This is a genomic window from Rhodospirillales bacterium (assembly GCA_016699855.1).
Taxonomy (GTDB): domain Bacteria; phylum Pseudomonadota; class Alphaproteobacteria; order Reyranellales; family Reyranellaceae.
Map to the genome: position 1 here is coordinate 274921 of CP064988.1, position 22532 is coordinate 297452.

Consider the following 22532-nt stretch of genomic DNA (forward strand, 5'->3'; position numbering starts at 1 on the left):
GGAGAGGGCAAATAGCGCGGGCCCGAAGGGCGCTCCGCCTCCCCGCTTCCGCGATTCCATCCGCCCCGGAAACGCTCTAGTCTCCGGCCCGCATTCGCACGGACACGCACCTGGAGGAGACGACGATGAACGCCCCGCTCAGCAAGGACGACTGGAAGGCTCGCGCCACGGCGCTGGATTTCCGCGCGCAGGCCTTCATCGGCGGCAAGTACGTGGCCTCGGTCTCCGGCAAGACCTTCGACCGCGTCAACCCCGCCACCGGCCAGGTGATCGCCAAGGTCGCGGAGTGCGATGCCGCCGACGTCGATCTCGCCGTGAAGGCCGCGCGCGCGGCGTTCGAGAAGGGAACGTGGGCCAACATGCCGCCCGCCAACCGCAAGCGCGTCATGCTCAAGCTGGCCGACCTGATCCTCAAGAACCGCGAGGAGCTGGCCCTGCTCGAGACGCTCGACATGGGCAAGCCCATCGCCTTCTCGACCACGGTCGACGCGCCCGGCTCGGCCAACACCTTCCAGTGGTTCGGCGAGGCGATCGACAAGATCTACGACGAGATCGCGCCGACCCCCGGCAACGTCGTCGCCATGATCACGCGCGAGGCCGCCGGCGTCGTGGCCGCCGTGGTGCCGTGGAACTTCCCGCTGCTGATGGCGTCGTGGAAGATCGCGCCGGCGCTGGCCGCCGGCAACTCCGTGATCCTCAAGCCGGCCGAGCAGTCGCCGCTCACGGCCATCCGCCTGGCCGAGCTGGCGGCCGAGGCCGGCATCCCCGAGGGCGTGTTCAACGTGCTGCCGGGCTTCGGCGAGACCGCCGGCCAGGCGCTGGGCCGCCACATGGACGTCGACGTGCTGGCCTTCACCGGCTCGACCGAGGTGGCGAAGTACTTCCTGAAGTACTCCGGCGAATCCAACATGAAGCAGGTCTGGCTCGAGGCCGGCGGCAAGTCGCCCAACATCGTGCTGGCCGACGCGCCCAACCTCGACGTCGCCGCCCGCCGCGCCGCCTTCGGCATCTGGTTCAACCAGGGCGAGGTCTGCACCGCCGGCTCGCGCCTGATCGTCGAGGACAAGATCAAGGACCAGTTCCTCGAGAAGGTGATGGCGGTCGGCCAGAAGATGCAGCCCGGCGATCCGCTCGACCCCAAGACCCAGATGGGCGCCATGGTCGACGAGACGCAGACCAAGCGGGTGATGGGCTACATCGAGGCCGGCAAGAAGGAAGGCGCCGAGCTGCGCATGGGCGGCAAGCAGGTGCACATCGAGAACGCCGGCAACTTCATCGAGCCGACGGTGTTCGACAAGGTCGACAATAAAATGAAGATCGCCCAGGAGGAGATCTTCGGCCCGGTGCTGTCGGTGATCTCCGTCAAGGACGCCGAGGAGGCGGTGCGCGTCGGCAACGACACGATCTACGGGCTGGCGTCGGCGGTGTTCACCTCGGACATCAACAAGGCGTTCAAGATCGCCAAGGGCCTGCGCACCGGCTCGGTGTGGGTCAACACCTACGACGGCGGCGACATCACCACGCCGTTCGGCGGCTACAAGCAGAGCGGCATCGGCCGCGACAAGTCGCTGCACGCCTTCGACAAGTTCACCCAGATCAAGACGACATGGATCCAGCTGGGGTGAGCGGCTGACGCGATTGCGAGACTCACGCGGGGCGGCCGAAAGGCCGCCCCGCTTCGCTCTTGCCCCCTCTCCCCGCGCAGGCGGGGAGAGGGTTGGGGTGAGGGGCTTCGTCCCACTGCTCAGGTCCCATCGACGCCGAGCGACGCACGTCGCGACGTTGCGCAATAGTACCATATATGTTACCACCGCACTCGTGATCGAACTCCTCGAATATCAGACCGAGGATACCAAGCGACCGTTCGGCGATTGGTTTGATTCGCTCGACGCCATCGCCGCCGTCAGGATCAACACCGCGTTGACGCGGCTGGCGGCGGGCAATCTCTCGAACGTCGAACCGGTCGGCGCCGGCGTCGCGGAGTGCAAGATCGACTGGGGGCCGGGCTACCGTATCTATTTCGGCAAGGATGGCGAGCGGATCGTCATCCTGCTGACCGGCGGAACCAAGAAGCGGCAATCCGCCGACATCGCGAAGGCGAAGCGGTTCTGGGATGACTACAAACGACGCAAGCGACTATCGCGGGCGCCGTGACGGTGAGGCCGGTGGAGGGTCGTATGGGACTGACGCGCGACTTCAAGGAAACGGTTCGGGCCCGCGTGGTACGCGATCCGGCGTTCCGCGCCGCCCTGCTGCGCGAGGGCATCGACACCATGCTCGCCGGCGACGTCGATACCGGCAAGGCGATCCTGCGCGACTACATCAAGGCGACGGTGGGATTCGAGAAGCTCGCCGCCGGCACCGGCACGCAGGCCAAGAGCCTGATGCGCATGTTCGGCCCGACGGGAAACCCCCAGGCCCGCAACCTGCTGAACGTGATCGGCTATCTGCAGCGCGACGCGGGCGTCCGGCTGCAGGTCGCCGTGACCCAACCGAGCGCCAAAGCGCGCGTCCTCCGTCCGAAGCCGTCGCGCATCGCGGCGTAGCGCCCGCTCCGCCGTCGTTGCCGCGACGCACGCCGCCAACCTACCCCGCCTCCGGCCCCGTGTACGTCACGCCCTCCTGCGGCACGTGCCGCCATTTCACGCCCTGCGCCTTCTCCTCGATGTAGTGCGCCAGCGTGCTGAAGCTGCGCGGGATCATCACGAAGGCGGCGGCGCATTCCGGCGGCAGGCGCACACTATCGTAGCGGATGACTGTAGCGCGTTTCCCGCGTAGCGTGTAAATAGTGGGTAATCTTTCGATCAACATGCCCGGCGCTTCCGCGGCGTGAGTTGAAACACCCACGAGGCAGCCCATTGGCCGGCCACTCTACAATACGGATTTCTGACCTTACTCTTGATGAGGTCGTCCTGCATCTTATCGCCGGCCACACGTTGCAAGCTTCTGGCGGCGAAGAGTTCTCACTATCGCTACCGGACAGTCGGGCGATTCTTGCCTTTTACAATCAGGACCGCCGAACCTATTGGAATCCTGAAAAAGACCCGACCATCCAGGACGGCGAAATCGACCGGGTGCTCGATGCCCTGGACACGTTGCCCAAGGCGGCGACCGCTGCCGCTCGGCCGGCGGCGACGCTCCAGAAGTGGCGTCTTGTGAGAGTTGTGGCCCACCGTTTTCGCGGCCTGCACCGCCATTGCGCTGAGGCAGGCGCCGATCCGCATCCTTTCGAGCTCGAGCTTGCCGCCCATGCTTCGTTGTTCCGCGGCTTCAATGGCGCCGGCAAGACGTCGCTCGTCAGCGCGATCTGTTGGTGCCTGACCGGCTACGGTCATCGCTCGCAAGGTCTGCCGTCCGTTCTACACGAACCGATTCAAGTTCAGGTTCGAGCCGACGACGGCAACGGAGATGGCGAAGCGAAGGACAAGAGTTTTCCGCTGCCGGTGATCGTTCCCATTCCCACCGAAGCCGAGCTGGTCGCCGTGGACGGTGTTCCGAAAGTGGATACCTGGGTCCGCTTGACGTTTCGTTCTCTGATTGATGGGCGCGAAGTCGACGTCGAACGCCGGCTCGAACGGGACGGCAAACGTGCCTTCAAGACAACGGCGACAGGACTGGACAAGCTCGGCCTGCCGGATTTAGCACTTCAGGTCGGGACATTGATGCCCGGCATTGCGGCCGCAACTCGTTTCGACGACAAAACGACGCTATCGCAGGCGGTCTCGACCTTGACAGGCCTGCGGCCGCTCGCGCATTTCGGCAAGCGGAGCGAACGTCTGCATGATCGCCTGACCGACAAATATCCCAAGCAAGCGAATGACGAAAAGACGGGATGTGAGATCACGGTGGGGAAGCAACTGCAAACGCTGGCCGATCTGCTGAAGGATGGCGAGGGTCTGCCGAATCTCGATTGCGTGGTCGCCCCAACCGATGCGAAGCCCGATGCTTGGAAGGCTGGGCTTGAGGAAGCGGAAAACCGCCTCAAAACCGTCGAGACGAAGGCTGCCGCTGATGCGCTCCTGATTCTCGACACCTTGCCGCCGCTGACCGCGGAAACCGATGTGACGCGCTTCAGCACCGTCCTGACGGCGGCGGCCAACTGTTTCAGTCCGGCGGCGCTCAAGGGGCTGCCGTCGATGCAGCTTTCATCGAAGATCGGTGAAATGACCGCCGAGCACATGACCGACGCTGAGCTCGTATTGCAGGCAATCGAGGCCGAAGCGGCGGCCTTGGTTGCCCATTTGTCCGACACCGCCCGCGCCGATCGGCTGCGTCTCTATGGTCTGGTCGCCAAGTGGCACGATGCCATCCATCCCGGCAAACCGCTGACCGACTGTCCGGTGTGTGCGCGGGACCTCAATCGACCTGGCGCGATTCCACAGGATGCACTCCTGGACCGCTCTGTCGCGGAAGCATTGAACCAAGCGCGGACGGCCGATGCGGCAATGCTGAAGACTGCTGCCGAATGGGAGCACGACGCGAAACAGGCGTTGCGTGGCCGCTTGCCGGCCACGGTACAGTTGTTCGTCGAGCAAGAGGTGCCGGACGATCTCGCGGCGCTCTATGAAGCCGCGCTGTCGAAGGAAGTCTTCGCGCTGACAGAATTTCCCGCCATGCTCAAGAAGATGGCACCTGGCATCGCGGCGCTTTGCCGGGCTGCGTGGAAGGACGCGCCACAACGCGATCCACTGCCCGGCGTCAGCCTTCCACCGGAGATCCCCGACAATGAAGGTCTGCGCGCGGCAATCAAGAACGTCCGTCGCGCCGTCCAGCTTGCCCGGTATCGCGCCGCGCATGCCGAGTTCGCGAAGAGGGCGATGACCGGCGTTCTGCGCGCGGACAAGGACGAGACCAACCTTGCTGCCAATTGCCGGTCCATCGACGGCAAATTGGCGGTCCTCAAGGCGTATCGCGACGCCGCGACGGTCTTTGCCGGCATCCGGCGTCAGCTCGCGCAGATCAAAGAGACCTGTGAGAAATGGGCCAAGCTGAGGCTCCGGATCGCGAAGCTGGCGCGCGCCGCCAAGGCAGTCGAGCCGTTCGTCCGGTTCCCGGCCTTGGTGCATGACCAGGTGGCGGGTCTGATCGCCGATCTCGACGCCCAGGTCAGCGCGTGGGCGCAACGTATGTACAAAGCGCAGTTTCTCCAGGCTCCTGCCTATGCCGGCCTCGATCCGGCAAAGTCCGACGGCCTCGGCCTGCTGGCATCTCAGGGCAAACACCTGGTCGAGGCGCATCACGTTATGAACGCTTCGGCGTTGCGGGCCTATCTCGCGGCGTTCGTTCTGGCCCTCCGGCAACAGATTTGGAGTCGCACCGGCGGTCTTTCGACCATTCTAATGGATGACCCGCAAGATCTGTTCGATCCCGGCAACGTCGCGAATCTCGCTGCCACAGTGTCGGCTTTACTGGCGGTGGATATGCACCCAGTGATCGTTAGCAACGATTTCGGCTTCATCCCGACAATCGAAGCATTTGTCGCGGCGCATCAAGCCACCGGCGGTCCCTATCGCTCGGAAACTTGGGAATTTTCCGCGATCTCGACCTCGAAATGCACCGCCAGTCTTGCGCCTGTGGCCGATGAAGCGCGAACTCGCTGCGACCGTTGGCAAAAGACCAATCCAAACGACCCGGCGCTGGCGCGTGCTTTCGTCGATCCAGTGCGCGTCCGAATTGAAACTAAGCTTTGGGACCTTCTGGCTTCCGATCCCTCGGTCCTGAGAGCTCCGACCTTGAATGATCTCCTAGGCCGGATCGCCAAAGCGCGCAATCGTGGCGAAAGGCCGTTCAACGAAGAACCGTTCCAGCGCCTTCTCAATCTGCCACTGTTGCGTGCGGGAGCACCGTTTCGCGAAGTCATCAACAAAGCACATCACGGCCGGGCGGACCAGGTTTCGCCAACGGAAGCTGATGACGTCCGGCAAGGATATGAAGATGTCTTCTCTGCAATCGACGCCTGTTGGTTGGCCTATGCGCGCTTCATGGGACGGCTGCCAGCAGAGCAGCGTGTGGCGGAGGTCAGCAGGACGTCCTCCACGCTGACCGTCGTTTCCCTGCCTGCGAGACCGATTCCGATCGTCAGCCGGCTGGCGGCGCGCGATGTCGGTGCCGCGCTGACCAGCGTAGAGGACGCCACCGAGACATTCGATCTTGCGTCCCTTGGCGAGGTTTCGCTGTTCACGCTCCGCGCTCCGACGCTTGGGATTGTCGCCTTCACTGGACAGACATTGATCGTCTCGACGTCGGCGGAGGTGAGGAACGGCGACTTCGCGGTTATTCAAACGCCCGGCAAAATCTATGCCCGCCGTGTTGGCATCGCCAAAGGCGATTTGTCGTATATCTCGCTGGAGACGATGCCGTCAGCCAATTCAGGCGGACCGCCGACGCATTTCGTGCAACGCAGCAGCGCGAGATTGAGCAAGGTCGTCGGAGTCCTGTTCGACGAAGCCACACCGGCTAAATCGCAGGATGAAGCCGTCTTCGTCGCCAGTTCGCCGGTACTCGATCAGGTCGTGGCGACGGGTCGCGTCGCCGGCGACAGCGCATTTCCCGTCGCTTTGGACCGGGGTCACGTGCTGTTGGGGCAACCGCCCGCTCTCTCCCTCCTGAACGGACGTATACTTGCAGTGGTTGCGCAGGCGAATGAACGGGCGACCGAGTACTTCGCCTACCTCAAGCGCCTCGGCAAGCCGATGCCGGGTGCGGCGTCGGTGTTCTATCTGGAGAATGTCGGGCAGAGCGGAGAAGGAGAGTATGTGCAGTTTGTTGCAGGCGGCGTAGCGCCGGTTTCTGGTGTTCCAGTGGTGCAGCAGTACTGGAAGGTTCTGGGGACTATTTTTCCGTAGTCCTATCCGCCGTTTCTCTTGTTGCCTCCGTCCTACGCTCCGCCACAAAGTATCAAGGCATCGTTGCAGTACGCGGTCCAGGAGCCGCCTCCGGCCCCGTGTACGTCACCTCCTCCTGCGGCACGTGCCGCCATTTCGTGCCCTGCGCCTTCTCCTCGATGTAGTGCGCCAGCGTGCTGAAGCTGCGCGGGATCATCACGAAGGCGGCGGCGCATTCCGGCGGCAGGCCGAGGTCGAGCGTCACGGCGGCGACGATGCCGTCGATGTTCATGGCGAAGCGGCGGCCCTTCACCCGGGCCAGCTCGTTCTCCATCGCCACCAGCAGATCGCAGTACGCGCCGGCCGCGCCCTGCCCGCGCGCCACGGCCAGCAGCGCCGGCGCGCGCGGATCGACGGCGTGGGCCGGGATGCCGAAGCCCGGCACGCGACCTCCATCGCGCAAGCCGTCGGCCACGACGCGCGCCGCCGCCTTGGCGATGGTCGCGGCGGCGACGGGGCTTTGGCCGGCGGGGCTCGTGGAGTCGCCGGCGCCCTCCGCCGCGATGGCCTCGCGCAGCGCCGCGACCATGGCGCGGGCCATCGGGTCGCCGGCGCCGCCGGCGATGTCGCCAAACATCAGGATGCCGCCGGCCACCGCCGCCGTGGTCGAGGTGCCGTAGGACGCGAAGGCGCGCCCGATCATCGCCGCCGGGGTGACGGCGTGGTCGACGCAGGCCGTCCACAGCGCGTCGAGCGTGCGCGCCTGGCCCGGCGTCGGCGTGCGGCCGGTGAGCATCAGCAGCACCGACTCCGCGAAGCTCGCCGTGGCGATCAGGTCGGTCAGCCGCCGCCCGCGCAGGATCAGATCCTCGTCCCCGCCCCCGCTCACGATCTTCGAGATCGCCGTGACGTAGTGGTGCATGTCGTTCATCGCGGGCTCCGTGGGTTGGGTCGCGCCGCCATTGTCCGCCCGCGCGCGCCACCGGGAAAGCGGTGCGCGCGTCGACGGAAGCGGAACGCGCCGGCCGCGGTTCCGCGCACCCTCATCGTATCCGGGTCGGTCGCGGGCGGTGTCGCCCCCGTGCGCTTGACACCACCACCGCACCCACCGAAGCATCACCGCGCGCGCCGCTTCGTCCGCGCGAACGCCGCCACGCCCGGAGGATCTCGCCATGACCGAGACAGCCCGTCACGACGCCTGGCAGGCCGGCGACAGCTACGACGCCTACATGGGACGGTGGAGCCGGCTGGTGGCGCCGCGCTTCCTCGACTGGCTCGCCGCGCCCGCGGGCAAGGCGTGGCTGGAGGTCGGCTGCGGCACCGGCGCGCTGTCGGCGGCGATCCTGGCGCGATGCGCGCCCGCCGGCCTGCTCGCGATCGACGCCTCGGCCGGCTTCGTCGGCGCGGCCCGCGCCGCCATCGCCGATCCACGCGCCACGTTCGAGACCGGCGACGCGGCGGACGGAGCGGAGCTGGCGTCCGCAGGGCGACGATCTGGGGACGGGCGAGCGTCCGAACGACGTGTGGTGCGTGGACTTCAAGGGCTGGTGGCGGACGCGCGACGCGCGGCGGCTGGATCCGCTGAGCCTGAGCGACCACCGCAGCCGCTACGTGCTGCGGCTGGTGGCGGTGGAGCGCTGCGACTTCGCGACGGTGCGGACGGTGCTGTCGGGGGCGTTCCGCGAGCACGGGCTGCCGCTGTCGCTGCGCTCGGACAACGGGCCGCCGTTCGCGGCCGCGGGATGGGCGGGATCGGGCGCCTGGCGGTGTGGCTGGTGCGGGCCGGGGTCCGGCCGGAGCGGATCGCGCCGGGCCGGCCGCAGCAGAACGGCCGGCACGAGCGGCTGCATCTGACGGTGCAGCAGGACACGGTGCTGCCGGTGGCGCGGGACCGGCGCGAGCAGCAGCGCCGGTTCGCGGCGTTCACGCGGATGTTCAACGAGGAGCGGCCGCACGAGGCGCTGGACATGGCGACGCCGTCGAAGGTGTGGAGCCCGAGCCCGCGTCCGTGGGACGGCGAGCTGCGCGCGCCGGAGTATCCGGCCGGATGGGAGGCGCGGGCGGTCAGGAGCAACGGCGAGGTTCGCTGGGGCGGGGAGATGGTGTTCCTGAGCGAGACGCTGGCCGGCGAGACGGTCGGCTTCGAGCCGACCGCGCGCGACGGCGTGTGGGTGGTGCGCTATGGTCCGATGCGTCTGGCGGCGATCGACGCCAAAGGAAAAGTGAGCCGCCTGCGCCGGGGGGTTAACCCCCCGGCGCAGGCGCGGCCCGGCCCTCCAGCCGGGTGATGTGTTACCCATCCGCCCGGACGCTTCTGTTACCCATCCGCCAGTTCGCACAGAGGGAGGGGCCCGCGCGTAGCGCGGGAGGGTGAGGTGGTTGTCGTATCGGTGAAAATGGTCGCTGGATGAACGGCGCGCGTCGATATCAGACGCGACCACCTCCACGGCGACCCACCTCACCCTTCCCATCGCGCTGCGCGCGACGGGCCCCTTCCCTCTCCCCCCACTTCGTGGGCGGAGAGGGTGCAATACGCGCGAACAGCACACGCCGTGCCACCGCGCCGGATCGCCGGCGCATGGCTGTACCGGTTTTCGAATCGCCGATAACCGGCACCACTTCTTCCACGCGGCGCCCCGCGTCCGGCGGAGACGGCATGGACGTCAGGGCAGGACGCGCCGCGGGTCTTGTGGGACCGGTTGCAGCGCGACAGTGGCCGCCGCGCAACACCCGCTACAAGACCGCTACCGCGCGCGTCACCGCGCTTACAACCGGGGTGCCGCGGCTACTTGAACGACCGGATCACGACGGCCATCAGCAGCAGGATGCCGATCATGCTGACCACCGCCTGGGTGCCGTAGGTGCGCGCCACCAGCACGCAGCCGACCAGGAACAGGCACGCGACGACGAACGCTCTGACCCGCGGCGGCATCGCCCCTCTCGGCTCCCAGCTCAGGCCGCGGGACCGGCCCCGCGCGCCGCCGGCAAACTGCACGTCCGGCCGCCGGGCGGCAAGCGCGACGCACCGGGCGGCGCGTGGACCGGCGGCATCGCATCGCCGACCCGGCCCCGGCACGAAACGCGGAAGCGCGCGGGCCGGGGATTCGGAGCGCGGCGTCGATCAACACCACGCGCGGCCCGCCAACCGGCGGCTTCGCATCGCCGGCCGGGCCGGTTACGGTGCGCGTTCCAGCGGCGGCGCGGACCCTCGGCATGCGCATCGGCATCGACCTCGGCGGCACCAAGATCGAAGGCATCGCGCTCGACGATTCCGGCCGCGAGACCGCGCGCCGCCGGGTGCCGACGCCGCAAGGCGCCTACGACGACACGGTGGCGGCGATCCGCGACATGGTGGCGGCGCTCGACGCCGCCGCCGGCGCGCGCTGCACCGTCGGCGTGGCGACGCCGGGCGCGATCTCGCCGGCCACCGGGCTGATCAAGAACGCCAACTCGACGCGGCTCAACGGCCATCCGCTGGACCGCGACCTCGCCGCCGCGCTGGGCCGCGAGGCGCGGCTGGCCAACGACGCCAATTGCTTCGCGCTGTCGGAGGCGGTCGACGGCGCGGCGGCCGGCGCCCACGTGGTGTTCGGCGTGATCATCGGCACCGGCGTCGGCGGCGGCATCGCGATCGACGGCCGCGCCTTGACCGGCGCGCAGGCCATCGCCGGCGAATGGGGCCACAATCCGCTGCCGGCGCCGTTCGACGACGAGCGGCCGGGACGGCTGTGCTATTGCGGCCGCGCGGGCTGCCTGGAGACGTGGCTGTCGGGGCCAGGATTGTCGGCCCAGTACCGCGCCCTGACCGGCGTCGACGTGGCGGCGGTGGAGATCGCGGCGGCGGCGGAGGCGTACGCGGCCCGTGGCGGTGGCGGTGATCGGCGTGTCGACGGCCGGATCGCGACGGCCACGGTAGGCGGAGCCGGCGCGGATGGCGGCACGCGCGGCCCGACGACGGATCGTGGCGGTGTGGACGGCGGACCGGCGGTCGACGGGCGGATCGCGGCGACGTTGCTGGAGCGCTACGCGCACCGGCTGGCCCGCGCGCTGGGCGGCGTGGTCAATCTGCTCGATCCCGACGTCATCGTGCTCGGTGGCGGACTGTCGAACGTCGCGTCGCTGTACCGCCGCGTGCCCGAGCTGTGGGGACCGTTCGTGTTCACCGAGGCGGGCCGCATCCGCACCCGGCTGGCCGCGCCCCTGCACGGCGATTCGTCGGGCGTGCGCGGCGCGGCGTGGCTGTGGCCGCCGGTGCGCCGCTAGACGGGCGCGGTTCTAGAGCGATCCCGGGCGGATGGGATCCACCGCCATTCCGAAGCGAAGCGGCGGATCGTTCCACGGATGGGGATCCCTCGCCGCGGTTCGGGATGACGGAGCGGAACGGCGACTCCGCCCCACCGGAACGCGCGTCGGCGGCCGGCGGTCCCTACGGGCATTTCGGCGCCTCGATCGCCTCGATGCGGATCAGGCGGTACTCCATCCGCAGGTCGCCTTCCTCGTGGGTGCCCCAGATCTCGATGCCGTTGTCGAGCGTGACGCTGCTCTGCTCCTGGGTCGGCTCGTCCGCGATCCGGCCGCCCTCGCCGACCGCGCGGAACGACGCGCGGAAGTAGAAGCGCTCCCTGCCCTCCAGCAGGCGCGTGTCGCCCTCCGGCGCGGGCAGCTCCTCCGTGCGCTTCGGCGGCTTCCCGAACAGCGCGCTGACCGCCATCGCCGATTTCTCCTCGGCGCCGAAGAAGAAGCGGGCCTCGTAGCCGGTCTCGCCGGCCTTCCACGCACCGACCATGCCGCGCACGATCGACACGGGGAAGCGCGTGTCGGCGGGGATCTCGATCGGCGCCGCCTTCGATCCCCTGAACACGGCGCGGCGCGCGCCATCGCGGGTCTCGACCACGCCTTTCGTCGTCGACATGCGGCGGCCGTCGACCGAGGACTGGTGCTCGAACTCGTAGCGCGCGCCGTCGCGCGACTCGCCGCCGGTCGAGACCTGGTCGATCAGCGTCGCGGCGCCGTCCTTGCGCATCTCGAAGCGCAGGCGCTGCTGGAAGGCGTGGCCCGTGCAGGTCGCCTGCAGCCGGTAGACGTAGGTGCCCTTGACCTGCGGCGCCGACGCGCCGGCCGGCGCGCGGCCGGTCGCCACCTCGTAGACGGCGAGATGCGGGGTCAGCTCCGGCGCCTGGGCGCGCGACGGCGTCGCCGCGGCGACCAGCGCGAGGACGGCGAGAAGCGGCGCCGCCGCCGCCGGGATCATCCGCATTTCGGTCTCGGCAGCGCGTCGATGCGCTGCAGCTTCGCGTCGAGGGCGAAATCGCCGTAGTCGAGCGTCATCGAGCGCGCGACGCCGTTGGCCAGCAGTTCCATCGACACCTCGTACTCGGGCTGGCTCTCCTGTCCGTCGGCCGGGAAGAACGCCAGCGTCACCTGCCACGATGGCTGGTTGCGCAGCAGCGCGGTGTCGCCGCGCGGCACCGGCGCGAGGCCGCCGCGCTGCGGCTTGCGGATCACCGCGTTGACCTTGAACGCGCCGTCCAGCCGGGCGCCGTCGAACACGTTGTAGGCGACCACGTTCTCGCCCTGGCGGGCGTGCTCGATCAGCTGCGAGAGATGCGCCATCGGGAACGTGGTGCCGGCCGGCAGGTCGAACGCCCGCGGCTCGGGCAGGTTGAAGCTGGCCTTGCCGGCGCCGTCGCGGCCGATCTCGGCGCGCCCGCGCAGCTCCTCCTCGACCTCGCCGTTCTGCGTGTTGCGCACGCTGAACTGGAGCGTCGATCCATCCTTCGATTCGAAGCTGACGAAGCTGGAATCGGTCACGAACTCGTCGGTGTCGGTGCGCAGGAAGGTCAGCTTGATGCGCTGCTTGGTCTCCCAGGAATCGCAGGCGTCGATCGATTCCATGACCATCAGGCCGCGCACGTCGACCACCCCCTGGGCCTTACCGACAAATCCGTACGCCGGATGTTGAGGTGCGCGCTGTCTCTGCTAGGGTAGGCTGCGCCGGCCAAAAGTCGAGTCGTATCGCACCGCCGAACGCACAGAGGCGCCATGACGAAGCCAAAACCGGTCGTGCTCGCGACCCGTCTGTTCCCGCCCGCCGTCGAGGCCCGGCTCTCGGCCGGCTTCGCGCCCATCCTGAATCCGACCGACGCCATCTACGATGGCGCCCGCCTGGTGGCCGCCGCCGAGGGGTGCGCCGGCGTGATGTGCGCCGCCGGCGACGCCCTGGACGCCGCGACCATAGGCCGGCTGCCGGCGAGCGTGCGGATCATCTCGACCTTCTCGGTCGGCTACGAGCACATCGACGTGGCCGCCGCCGCCGCGCGCGGCATCGTGGTCACCAACACCCCCGACGTGCTCACCGACGCCACGGCCGACATCGCCCTGCTCTGCCTGCTGGGCGCCTCGCGGCGCGCGCAGGAGGGCATCGACATGCTGCGCCGGCGCGAATGGGTGGGCTGGGCGCCGACCCAGCTCATGGGCACGCAGCTCACCGGCAAACGGCTGGGCATCCTCGGCATGGGGCGCATCGGCCAGGCAGTCGCCGACCGCGCGCGGGCCTTCGGCATGACGATCCACTACAACAACCGCAACCGGCTGCCGCCGGCGCTCGAGAAGGGCGCGGTTTTCCACAGCGACCCCGAGGCGATGCTGCCGTTGTGCGACTTCCTGTCGATCAACTGCCCGCTGACGGCGCAGACGCGCCATTGGCTGAACGCCGCGCGCATCGCGAAGCTGCCCGACGGCGCCATCGTGGTGAACACCGCGCGCGGCCCCGTGGTCGAGGACGCGGCGCTGATCGCGGCCGTGAAAAGCGGCAAGCTGGCGTCGGTCGGGCTGGACGTGTTCGAGGGCGAACCGAATCTGAACGCCGGCTACCACGAGCGGCCCAACGCGTTCCTGCTGCGGCACATGGGCTCGGCGACTCTGGAGACGCGCAACGCCATGGGCTTCCGGGCGCTCGACAACCTCGAGGCGTTCCTGCTGCGCGACGAAACGCCGCCCGATCCGGTGCGGCCCGCCTGAGGACGACCGCCTAGTAGAGGATCAGCGGCGGCTCGGCGCGGCTGGTGGCGACGCGCGTGCCGGCCGGACGCTGCGACACCGTGACCACCGCGGGCGACACCGGCGGCTTGCGCGGGGCGGCCCGCGCCGTCTGCGTCGGCTTGGCGGGCGACGGCTTCGCGGCGACGGCCGCTGGCGGCGCGGTCGATGGCTTGCCGGCGACCGCCGGCGGCCGGCGTGCCGCGGCGACGGCGGGTTCCCGCGGCTTGGCGGCGGCGGCTTTCGGCGCGGTCGCCCGCGTCGGCGCCGATGCCATGGCGGGCTGCGACCTAGCCTCGGCGACCGGAGTCGCGGCGGCAGGCCGGGAACCGACCTCGGCGGGGGCCGGTAGCGCGGCGGTCTCGACGGCCGCGGGCGCCGCCGTCGACGTGCCCGGCGGTTTGCGTGGCGCCATCGCTTCGCGCGCCTGCGCGTCCAGCAGCAGGGCGCCGCCCTGGCTCGACGGCGCGTACAGTTGGGCGATGCCGCTCTCATCGACCGTACGGTGCGGCGCGTCGCGGTCGACCTGGTAGGGATTCTCGCCGGGTGGCCGGTCGACGCAGATCTCCTTGCCTTTGACGACCCGCCAAGTAGCGCAGTCCTTGTCCGACACCATCGAGATCAGGTGGTCGGAGCCGGATTTGCCGGTGGTGAGGTAGAGCGCGCCATCGGTCGCGTAACTGGCGATGGCGACGCCGATCGGCAGCGCGCAGCCACCGAGCAGCAGGGGCGAGGACAACACGAGCACCAGCGCGAGGGGTCGCATGGGAGCTCCGATCTATTCTTGATCTTATTCAAGAGCATCATAGCATCGCCACAAGCGACGGAAACAGAAAAAGAATCACGGGTCTCCGCTCATCCTGGACCGCGTCCGGGCGCTCATCTCCGGCACTGACGCCTCGTCGGGGACATGCCGGCCTGCCGCCTTCCCACCGGCCTAGATGAACTCCGCCCCGGTCCAATTGTAGCCGTTGTTGGCGCTGAGGGTGAACGTGGTCACGCCGCCATCGGCCGACAGGATCGCGACGTCCGCCGTCGCCCCGTTGCCGATGTAGGAGATTCCCGTCAGATCGACGCGGTCCCCGTCGGCGAAGTTGAAGTCGACGATGATGTCGTCGCCGTCGCCAAGCGAATACGCGAACGTGTCCGCCCCGCCACCGCCGATCAGGATGTCGCGGCCGGCGCCGCCAGCGAGCACGTCCGCCCCGTCGTAGGCGATCAGCGTGTCGTTGCCGCCCGCGCCGGACAACGTGTTCAGGGCATCGTTTCCCTGGATCAGGTTGTCCAGACCGTTGCCGGTGAGATTGAGGGCCGTGCCGATGTTGGCGGCCAGGTTCTCGATCCCGTCCGGCGCGACGTAGTCGACGGTGACGGAGACCCACACCGTGTCGATTCCGGAACCGCCAACCTCGCTGACCACGTCGCCGGCCGCGTCGACCCGGTAGAAGTCGTCGCCAACGCCGCCGAAGTAGGTGTTGCCCGCGCCGCCGCCGCCGATGAACGCGTCGTTGCCGGACCCGCCATAGAGCGTGTCGGCGTCGAGCCCGCCCTGGAGCACGTCGTCGCCGTCCTCGCCGTGCAGCGCGTCGATGCCGGCGTAGCCGAGAAGGTTGTCGTTGCCGCCGCCGCCCATCAGCGTGTTGACGCCGTCCGTGCCGTAGAGGGTGTTGTCGATGGCGTTGCCGGTGAGGTCGCCCGCCGTGTCGAAGTTCAGCACGCCCCATTCGATGTTGGCCTGCAGCGTGTGGCCGGAGAAGTTGACCCATACCTGGTCAATCCCCTCGCCCACCGCCTCGACGATGGTGTCGGCGCCACCGTCGTCGAGGCGGTAGTAGTCGTTGTCCTCGCCGCCGACGAGCGTGTCGTTGCCCGAGCCGCCGTAGAGGAAGTCGGGACCGAGGCCGCCGTAGAGCGTGTCGTCGGCGCCGAAGCCGTAGAGGTAGTCGGATCCACCCAGTCCGAACAGGGTGTCCTGCGAGGCCTCGCCGAACAGGGTGTTGCGGTCGCCCTCGCCCGTCAGAATCGCCGGTCCGGCGAAATTCACCGCGCCGACCTCGGTTCCGGTCGTCAGCGTGTAGTCGGTGAACGACACCCACACCGTGTCGAGTCCGGCGGTGCCGGGCGAGTTCTCGTCGACGATCTCGCCGGCCTCGCGCAGGATGTAGAAATCGTCGCCATAGCCGCCGTTCATCGTGTCGGCGGCGCCGTCGGCCGCCTCGTCGAAGCGGTCGTTGCCCTCGCCGCCGTATAGCGAATCGGCGCCCCCTCCGCCCTTCATTGTGTCGTTGCCGGTATCGCCGGACAAGACGTCGACATACGGCGTTCCGAAGTACTGATCGACTTCCGTGGAGCCCGGCAACGTCACGCCGGCAGTCCGGGGATCAAAAATACGAGCCCGGACGGCGTAGTCTGCGCTGCCATTTCCGACGTCGAATGCGACGACGAACCGCCCGTCCGGCAGCACCGCGATCACGGAATTCCGGGACGCTTGTTCGGTTTCGGCATCGAACTCGGCGCCGACGCGGGCGCCGGCCGAATCGAAGACCTGTCCACGTATCGTCGCGATGCCGCCCGGCGTCCACCCGGACGCGTAGTCGAACCACGTCACGACGAAGCCGCCGCCGTCGAGCGCCGCGACGAACGGGATCTCCTGCCGCCCCGTCGTCGTGGTGTTGACGAGGAACTCCGGCCCCCACGTGCCGCTCGCGAGGTCGTAGACGCGGCCCTTCACCGAACTGAAGCTTCCGTCGCCGCCGGACCCTTCGAAATCGGTCCACACAGCGACGAGGCGGCCACCCGTCAACGTTGCGAGCCGGACATAGGCCTGCGAACCAACGGTCTCCGCGTTGACCACCAGCTCCGCGCCGGAAGGCAATCCGTCCGCACCGAACACCTGCGCGCCGATGTCGCCGCCTCCCAATCCGCGCCATGCGACCGCGAAGCCACCGTCGTCGAGCGCCGCGATGGCAGGTTCGCGGGTCGAATCATCCTCCGGTCCGACGACGAACTCGGTCCCGATTCGCGCGCCATCCGGTCCGAACAGCTGCGCGGCGATGACCGACCCGGACTCGCCGTCGGTCGACCAGGCCGCGACGAAATTGCCGTCGGCAAGTCCGACCACGGCCGGGTCAACGTTGCCGCCGCGCGGCGCCGGCGCGGCGCCGAGGAGAAACTCGCCGCCCCGCGGCGTGCCGTCGGCGTTGAATATTTGGCCGTAGGCGTTGTCGTAGCGGCCCGTTGCGTCGCGCCAGACCGCCACCCAACCGCCATCCTCAAGCGCCGACACGGCAGGGTAGCCCTGCGCGCCCGCGACGGTCGTGTTGACGGCGAACCCGGCGCCCGCGGCGGAGCCATCGGACCTGAACAGCTGCGCCCGGATGCCCGCAGTACCCGCCTCGGCCCCGGCGCCGCTATAGTCCTGGTGCACGACGACGAAATCGCCATTGGAAAGCGCCGCGATCGACGGCCACACGGGAATCGCCCCGGGCGTCTCGCCGACACCGAACTCCGGGCCCCACGCCTGGAGCGGCGGCACCACCGTCAACGTGACGATCTCGGTATGGCCGAGCCCGCCGGCGTCGGCGACCGCGATCGTCACGTCCCATTCCGCGCCGGCGGCGAGGTCGACGACCGCCCCGGCCCTTACGCGCAGCGCGTCGCCGACGATCTCGAAATACCCTGATGGATCGTCGACCAACGTGTAGGTCAGCGCGTCGAGGGTATTTGGATCATTCGACGACAGCCGGCCCACCAGCGTCCCGCCGCCCGCCCGATCGACGACGGCGGTGCCGGTCAGCGCGAGGTCGGTGGCCGCGAAATTGATGAGTTGACCGGCGGTCAGCGTGCCGTCGGCGAAGCGGAAGCGTTCGACGGATTCCACGTGGTCCAGACCGTCGGGCGCGCCGCCGCGCCGGTCTGCCAAGGTGAAGCCGGCGCCGGAGTCGCCAGTGATCGTGTAGTCCCGCCAGTTCCCGGCGTAGATCGCGAGATCGTCGCCCCCGCCGCCCGCTACCGTGTCGTCGCCCGCACCGCCCGTGGCAGTGTCGTTCCCGCCGGCGCCGTCGACGACGTCGTTGCCACCGCCGCCGACGAACGTGTCGCCGAAGCCCTGCCCCGATAGAACGTCGGGGCCGGCCGCGCCGACGAAGCGGTAGCCGAAGTCGTCGAAGATCGCTCGCAGCGGCAGGAGGTCGCCGCCCGCGGCGGCGGAGGCCGCGGCGACGAGGGCGTCGACGTCCATGGTCATGTTCGAGCCGATGGCGACCTGGACGCCGTCGACGACCATGCGGAAATTCGTGACCGTGCCCGACGCCGGTGTGTCCCCCGCGTACGTCACGCCGTACCCGTAGAAAGTGACCACCGTCGTCCCGGCGGTCACCGTGAACCTGCCGCTCGTGCCCGCGGCGAAAGCGCCCGCGCCGAGCGTCGCCTCGAGACCGCCGACGACGTCGACGCCAGCGGCGCCAGTCACCTGGACCAGCGCCGCGCCGGCCTGGACGCCGCCGCGCGGATCGCCGATGGCGAGGTGGATGCCGTAGCCGCTGATATCCGATACGCCGCTGCCGTCCTGCCACGCGACGATGAAGCGTCCGTCGGACAGAAGGGCGGAATCCGCGTTCGATTGCGCGTTGTCGGTGAAGGTGTTCACACGGAATTCGACGCCGACGGGGTTGCCGGCGGCGTCGAAGCGCCGGGCGAGGGTGTCCGTGTTGTTGGTGTCGAACAGGCTCTGGTCGGACCACGACACCACGAATCCGCCATCGGCGAGCGCTGTCACGTCCGCCCGGTTCTGCGCGCCCGCGGTCGACGTGTTGACGAGGAACTCGTCTCCGACAGGCACGCCGCTCCAGTTGAACAACTGCCCGCGGATCGCCCAGGACGCGGTGTCCCCTCCGGTCTGGCTACCGTCGGTCCAGACCACGACGAAGCCGGCGGCGCCGAGCGAGGCGACAGCAGGCTGGTACTGGTAGCCGGCGGTCGTCGTGTTCACGATGATCGCGGGTTCGTAGTTCCAGTCGAATCCGGTGATCCGCCGCAGTTTGACCGACCACAGCGCGCCATCGCCGGTCGCCTCGTCCATCTCGGTCCACACGGCCATGACGGTTCCGGTGGGCGAGATCGCGAGCGCCACCTGGAAATCGGCGCGCGGAAACTCGCCGCCCTCGATCAACTGGCTGATCAAGCTGCCTGAAATGATCCGGGTTCCAGACGATGTGAAGTGAGAGACGTAGACCGACGAGCTTTCATCTGAGAGGAGCGGGAACGCGACGGTGAATCCACCGTCAGGTCGAGCGACGACGTCCGGTTCAAACTGATCGATGTTCGAGCCGCCCCAGACGAGGATTTCATCGCCGATCGGCGTGCCTTCGGGCGTGAAAATCTGGGCTCGAACAGCGAACCTAGAGTCGCCAGCGAGACTAGCGCTGCCATCGGCCCATGTGACGACAAAATTGCCGTCGGCGAGCACGGTGACGCGGGCGGCGACCTGATCCCCGGCCGTCGTCGTATTGACGAGGAAGTCGCCAACGGCCGCGTTGCCATTGGCGGCGCAGACGATCGCGCGGATGGACGTTCCACTGCCGTCGCTGGCGGCGTCGGTCCAGACGACGACGTAGCCGCCGTCGTGGAGGGCCGCCACCGCGGGCGACGTCTGGTCGCCCGTCCTCGTCGTGTTGACGATGAACTCTCCGCGCCAACCCACTGGTGTCGTGGTCATTCACGCCCCCCGCGATCTGGACGAACACCTAGACTTGGCTACGCTACCCAACGCGCGCTAACCGAGCGGACGCGCCGAGCGACGCCGGCATCGGCGATGCTTGGAATCAGATAAACTCCGCCCCCGTCCAGTTGTAGCCATTGTTGGCGGATAGCGTGAAGGTCGTCACCCCCCCATCGGCCGACAGGATGGCGACGTCCGCCGTCGCGCCGTTGCCGATGTAGACGATGCCGCTCAGGTCGACCCGGTCGCCGGCCGCGAAATCGAAGTCGACGATGATGTCGTCGCCGTCGCCCAGCGTGTAGGCGAAGATGTCGGCGCCCGAGCCGCCGGAGAGCACGTCGCGGCCGGCGCCGCCGACCAGCGTGTCGAGGCCGCCGAAGCCCTGCAGCGTGTCGTCGCCGCCGGCCCCCGACAGGACGTTCACCGCGTCGTTGCCCTGGATCAGGTTGTCGGTGGCGTTGCCGGTCAGGTCCATGTCGATCGTCGCGTTCGCCGCGATCACCTCGACCCCGGCCGTGGCGACGTAGTCGATGTCGAGCGACACCCAGACCGTGTCGACGCCGGAGCCGCCGGTCTCGTCGACCATGTCGCCGGCCGCGTCGATCCGGTAGAAATCGTCGCCGGCGCCGCCGAGATAGGTGTTGGCCGCGCCGCCGCCGCCGATGAACGCGTCGTTGCCGATGCCGCCGTAGAGCGTGTCGGAGCCGAGGCCGCCCTGCAGCACGTCGTCGCCGGCGTCGCCGTGCAGCGCGTCGGCGCCGGCGTAGCCCAGCAGGTTGTCGTTGCCGCCGCCGCCGTAGAGCGTGTTGATCCCGTCGGTGCCGTAGAGCGTGTTGTCGATCGCGTTGCCGGCCAGGTCGCCGTCGCCGTCGAAGTTCAGGATCCCCCATTCGACGTTTGCCGACATGGTGTGGCCGGAGAAACCCACCCAGACCTGGTCGACGCCGTCGTCGAACGCCTCGATGACGGTGTCGGCGCCGCCGTCGTCGAGCCGGTAGTAGTCGTTGCCGGCGCCGCCCGCGAGCGTGTCGCCGCCCGTGCCGCCGAACAGGAAGTCGTCGCCAAGCCCGCCGTACAGCGAGTCGCCGCCCGCGAAGCCGTAGAGGTAGTCGCTGCCGCCCAGGCCGAACAGCGTGTCCTGCGACACGTCGCCGAACAGGGTGTTGCGGTCGCCCTCGCCCGTGAGGATGGCCGGCCCCGCGAAATTCACCGCGCCGACCTCGACGCCCGACGGCAGGGTGTAGTCGGTGAACGACACCCACACGGTGTCGAGGCCCGCGGTGCCCGGCGACGTCTCGTCGACGATGTCGGCGTCGTCGAGCCGGTAGAAGTCGTCGCCGGCGCCGCCGACCAGCGTGTCGAGGCCGGCGCCGCCGAACAGGCGGTCGTCGCCGTCGCCGCCGCGCAGGGTGTCGTTGCCGCCGGCGCCGACGAGCTGGTCGTCGCCGCCGCCGCCGTCGAAGGTGTCGTTCTGGTCGCCGCCGGTGAAGCGGTCGATCTCGTCGCCGCCCGCCAGCGCCTCGATGCCCGCGAACACGTCGAGGCCGGCCGCGCCCGTGGCCGAGCCGGCGCCGCCGGCGATCGTGACCTCGACGATGTCCAGCGTCGTCAGGGCGGCGTCGGCGAAGCGGACCGTGTCGTTGCCGTCGCCGCCGTAGATGGAATCGTCGTCCAGGCCGCCGTCGAGCACGTCGTCGCCGTCGAACCCGAACAGCGTGTCGGCGCCGTCCAGTCCGCGCAGCGTCTCGTCGCCCACGAGGAATCCCGGGAACGAGTAGTTGATGCCCTGGATCTCGTTGTCGTTGGAATTGCCGGTCAGCGTGAAGTCGCCGAACGCGGCGGCCCGCAGGTCCTCCAGCGCGATATCGAGCGTGTGGTCGAACGCCACCAGCGCCGTGTCGTGGCCCTCGCCGGGAAGCTCGACCACGACGTCGTTGGGATCGTCGAGCACGTAGACGTCGTCGCCGTAGCCGCCGGTCAGCGTGTCGACGCCGGAGCCGCCGTCGAGCACGTCGCTGCCGTAGCCGCCGGTCAACGTGTCGGCGCCGGAGCCGCCGTCGAGCACGTCGCTGCCGTCGCCGCCGGTCAGCGTGTCGTCGCCGTCGAGGCCGAAGAACTGGACGTCGAACCAGATCGACGACAGCGGGCCGGGCATGCCCAGGTCGATGATGTCGGGTCCGACGCCGCTCATCGTGTCGTTGTAGGCCGAGCCCACGTAGTAGTAGAGGTTCGACAGCGTGTCGGTCGCGCCGTAGCCGTCGACCGCCGTGCCCTCCCAGACGTCGATCGTGACGGAGCCGGGATCGTACTGGTAGCTGACGGCGTCGAAGCCGCCCGGGCGGCCGTCGATGACGTCCGCGCCGGCGCCGCCGACGAAGGTCTCGAAGGTGAAGCCGGAGGCGCCGAGCAGGGTGTCGTCGTAGTCGGAGCCGAACACCGCCTCGAAATCGCCAAGCACGTCGAACTCGCCGCTGTCGACGATCGTCGTCTCACCGATCCCGAGATCGACGGTGACGGCGTAGAACGCGCCGCGGTAGTCGACCCAATCGGTCCAGCCGCCGCCACCGTAAAGGGAGTCGTTCCCCAAGCCGCCGGCGATGGTGTCGTCGTCCTCGCCGCCGTAGATCGTGTTCTCGAGGGCGTCGGCGGCGATCGTGTCGCGGCCCCAGCGGCCCTCGATCACGCGCACGTCGAACCCGTCCCAGAACGTGTCGTCGTAGTCGGAGCCGATCACGGTCTCGATGGCGATGAGCGAGTCGATGTCGCCGAACACCTCGGTGACGATGTTGGTCGAGCCGCCGTAGAGCACCGCGAAGATGGACCCGACCACGGGGCCCCACTCGCCGCTGTAGTCGACCACGTCCTCGTCGGCGCCGCCGTCGATGTAGTCGGAGCCGAAACCGCTGACGAAATAGTCGTCGCCGTCGCCACCCTCCAGCTGGTCCCAGCCG

At 68.8% G+C, this 22532-nt stretch carries 14 protein-coding genes and 5 pseudogenes; 7 read left to right on the plus strand and 12 right to left on the minus strand.

Going from position 1 to position 22532, the window contains the following annotated elements; genetic code table 11:
- The first annotated feature begins 125 nt into the window (after window positions 1-125).
- From IPK81_01265 to IPK81_01275, 3 genes are all read left to right on the plus strand, one after another.
- Complete coding sequence (locus tag IPK81_01265) at window positions 126-1625, plus strand: aldehyde dehydrogenase (GenBank protein QQS12943.1); 1500 nt, start codon at window positions 126-128, stop codon at window positions 1623-1625.
- A 196-nt stretch (window positions 1626-1821) separates the two neighbouring features.
- Window positions 1822-2154, plus strand: coding sequence for a type II toxin-antitoxin system RelE/ParE family toxin (locus IPK81_01270; protein ID QQS14916.1), 333 nt, complete (start codon window positions 1822-1824; stop codon window positions 2152-2154).
- Between the two features lie 23 nt (window positions 2155-2177).
- On the plus strand, window positions 2178-2546 hold the full coding sequence (locus tag IPK81_01275; GenBank protein ID QQS12944.1) for a transcriptional regulator: 369 nt from the start codon (window positions 2178-2180) through the stop codon (window positions 2544-2546).
- A gap of 40 nt (window positions 2547-2586) precedes the next feature.
- Here IPK81_01275 and IPK81_01280 read toward each other — a convergent pair whose 3' ends face one another.
- Window positions 2587-2739 (minus strand): hypothetical protein, encoded by a 153-nt coding sequence (locus IPK81_01280; GenBank protein ID QQS12945.1) that lies wholly within the window; start codon window positions 2737-2739, stop codon window positions 2587-2589.
- A gap of 95 nt (window positions 2740-2834) precedes the next feature.
- Here IPK81_01280 and IPK81_01285 point away from each other — a divergent pair, with 95 nt between their 5' ends.
- Window positions 2835-6845 (plus strand): AAA family ATPase, encoded by a 4011-nt coding sequence (locus IPK81_01285; GenBank protein ID QQS12946.1) that lies wholly within the window; start codon window positions 2835-2837, stop codon window positions 6843-6845.
- 52 nt (window positions 6846-6897) lie between these two features.
- Here IPK81_01285 and IPK81_01290 read toward each other — a convergent pair whose 3' ends face one another.
- On the minus strand, window positions 6898-7755 hold the full coding sequence (locus IPK81_01290) for a citryl-CoA lyase (GenBank protein QQS12947.1): 858 nt from the start codon (window positions 7753-7755) through the stop codon (window positions 6898-6900).
- A gap of 241 nt (window positions 7756-7996) precedes the next feature.
- Between IPK81_01290 and IPK81_01295 the strand changes: the two genes are divergently transcribed.
- A complete protein-coding gene (locus tag IPK81_01295) occupies window positions 7997-9112 on the plus strand; it encodes a transposase (GenBank protein ID QQS12948.1) in 1116 nt (371 codons plus the stop codon).
- 497 nt (window positions 9113-9609) lie between these two features.
- On the opposite strand, the gene IPK81_01300 is transcribed toward IPK81_01295, so the two are convergent.
- Window positions 9610-9756 (minus strand): hypothetical protein, encoded by a 147-nt coding sequence (locus IPK81_01300; GenBank protein QQS12949.1) that lies wholly within the window; start codon window positions 9754-9756, stop codon window positions 9610-9612.
- A gap of 281 nt (window positions 9757-10037) precedes the next feature.
- On the opposite strand from IPK81_01300, the pseudogene IPK81_01305 reads away from it, so the two are divergent.
- Window positions 10038-10676: pseudogene (locus IPK81_01305) on the plus strand (ROK family protein).
- A gap of 574 nt (window positions 10677-11250) precedes the next feature.
- Here the strand turns inward: IPK81_01305 and IPK81_01310 are convergent.
- On the minus strand, window positions 11251-12081 hold the full coding sequence (locus IPK81_01310) for a DUF1849 family protein (GenBank protein ID QQS12950.1): 831 nt from the start codon (window positions 12079-12081) through the stop codon (window positions 11251-11253).
- The gene (locus tag IPK81_01315) at window positions 12072-12746 is read right to left on the minus strand and encodes a DUF1849 family protein (protein QQS12951.1); all 675 of its coding nucleotides are present in this window, start codon (window positions 12744-12746) and stop codon (window positions 12072-12074) included. Before IPK81_01315 ends, IPK81_01310 begins: the two co-directional genes overlap by 10 nt.
- 120 nt (window positions 12747-12866) lie before the next feature.
- Between IPK81_01315 and IPK81_01320 the strand changes: the two genes are divergently transcribed.
- Entirely contained in the window at window positions 12867-13844 is a 978-nt protein-coding gene (locus IPK81_01320; GenBank protein ID QQS12952.1) for a D-glycerate dehydrogenase, read from the plus strand.
- Window positions 13845-13854: 10 nt separating this feature from the next.
- On the opposite strand, the gene IPK81_01325 is transcribed toward IPK81_01320, so the two are convergent.
- The 7 genes and pseudogenes from IPK81_01325 to IPK81_01355 all read right to left on the minus strand — a co-directional run bounded on the left by IPK81_01325 (window position 13855) and on the right by IPK81_01355 (window position 22519).
- Entirely contained in the window at window positions 13855-14628 is a 774-nt protein-coding gene (locus IPK81_01325; GenBank protein QQS12953.1) for a hypothetical protein, read from the minus strand.
- A gap of 171 nt (window positions 14629-14799) precedes the next feature.
- A complete protein-coding gene (locus IPK81_01330; protein QQS12954.1) occupies window positions 14800-19578 on the minus strand; it encodes a calcium-binding protein in 4779 nt (1592 codons plus the stop codon).
- Window positions 19579-19684: 106 nt separating this feature from the next.
- Window positions 19685-20167 (minus strand): hypothetical protein, encoded by a 483-nt coding sequence (locus IPK81_01335; protein ID QQS14917.1) that lies wholly within the window; start codon window positions 20165-20167, stop codon window positions 19685-19687.
- Window positions 20168-20227: 60 nt separating this feature from the next.
- Window positions 20228-20437, minus strand: a pseudogene (locus IPK81_01340) (calcium-binding protein).
- Window positions 20438-20560: 123 nt separating this feature from the next.
- A pseudogene (locus IPK81_01345) lies at window positions 20561-20989 on the minus strand (calcium-binding protein).
- Window positions 20990-21532: 543 nt separating this feature from the next.
- Window positions 21533-21772, minus strand: a pseudogene (locus IPK81_01350) (hypothetical protein).
- A 363-nt stretch (window positions 21773-22135) separates the two neighbouring features.
- A pseudogene (locus IPK81_01355) lies at window positions 22136-22519 on the minus strand (type I secretion protein).
- Window positions 22520-22532: the final 13 nt, after the last annotated feature.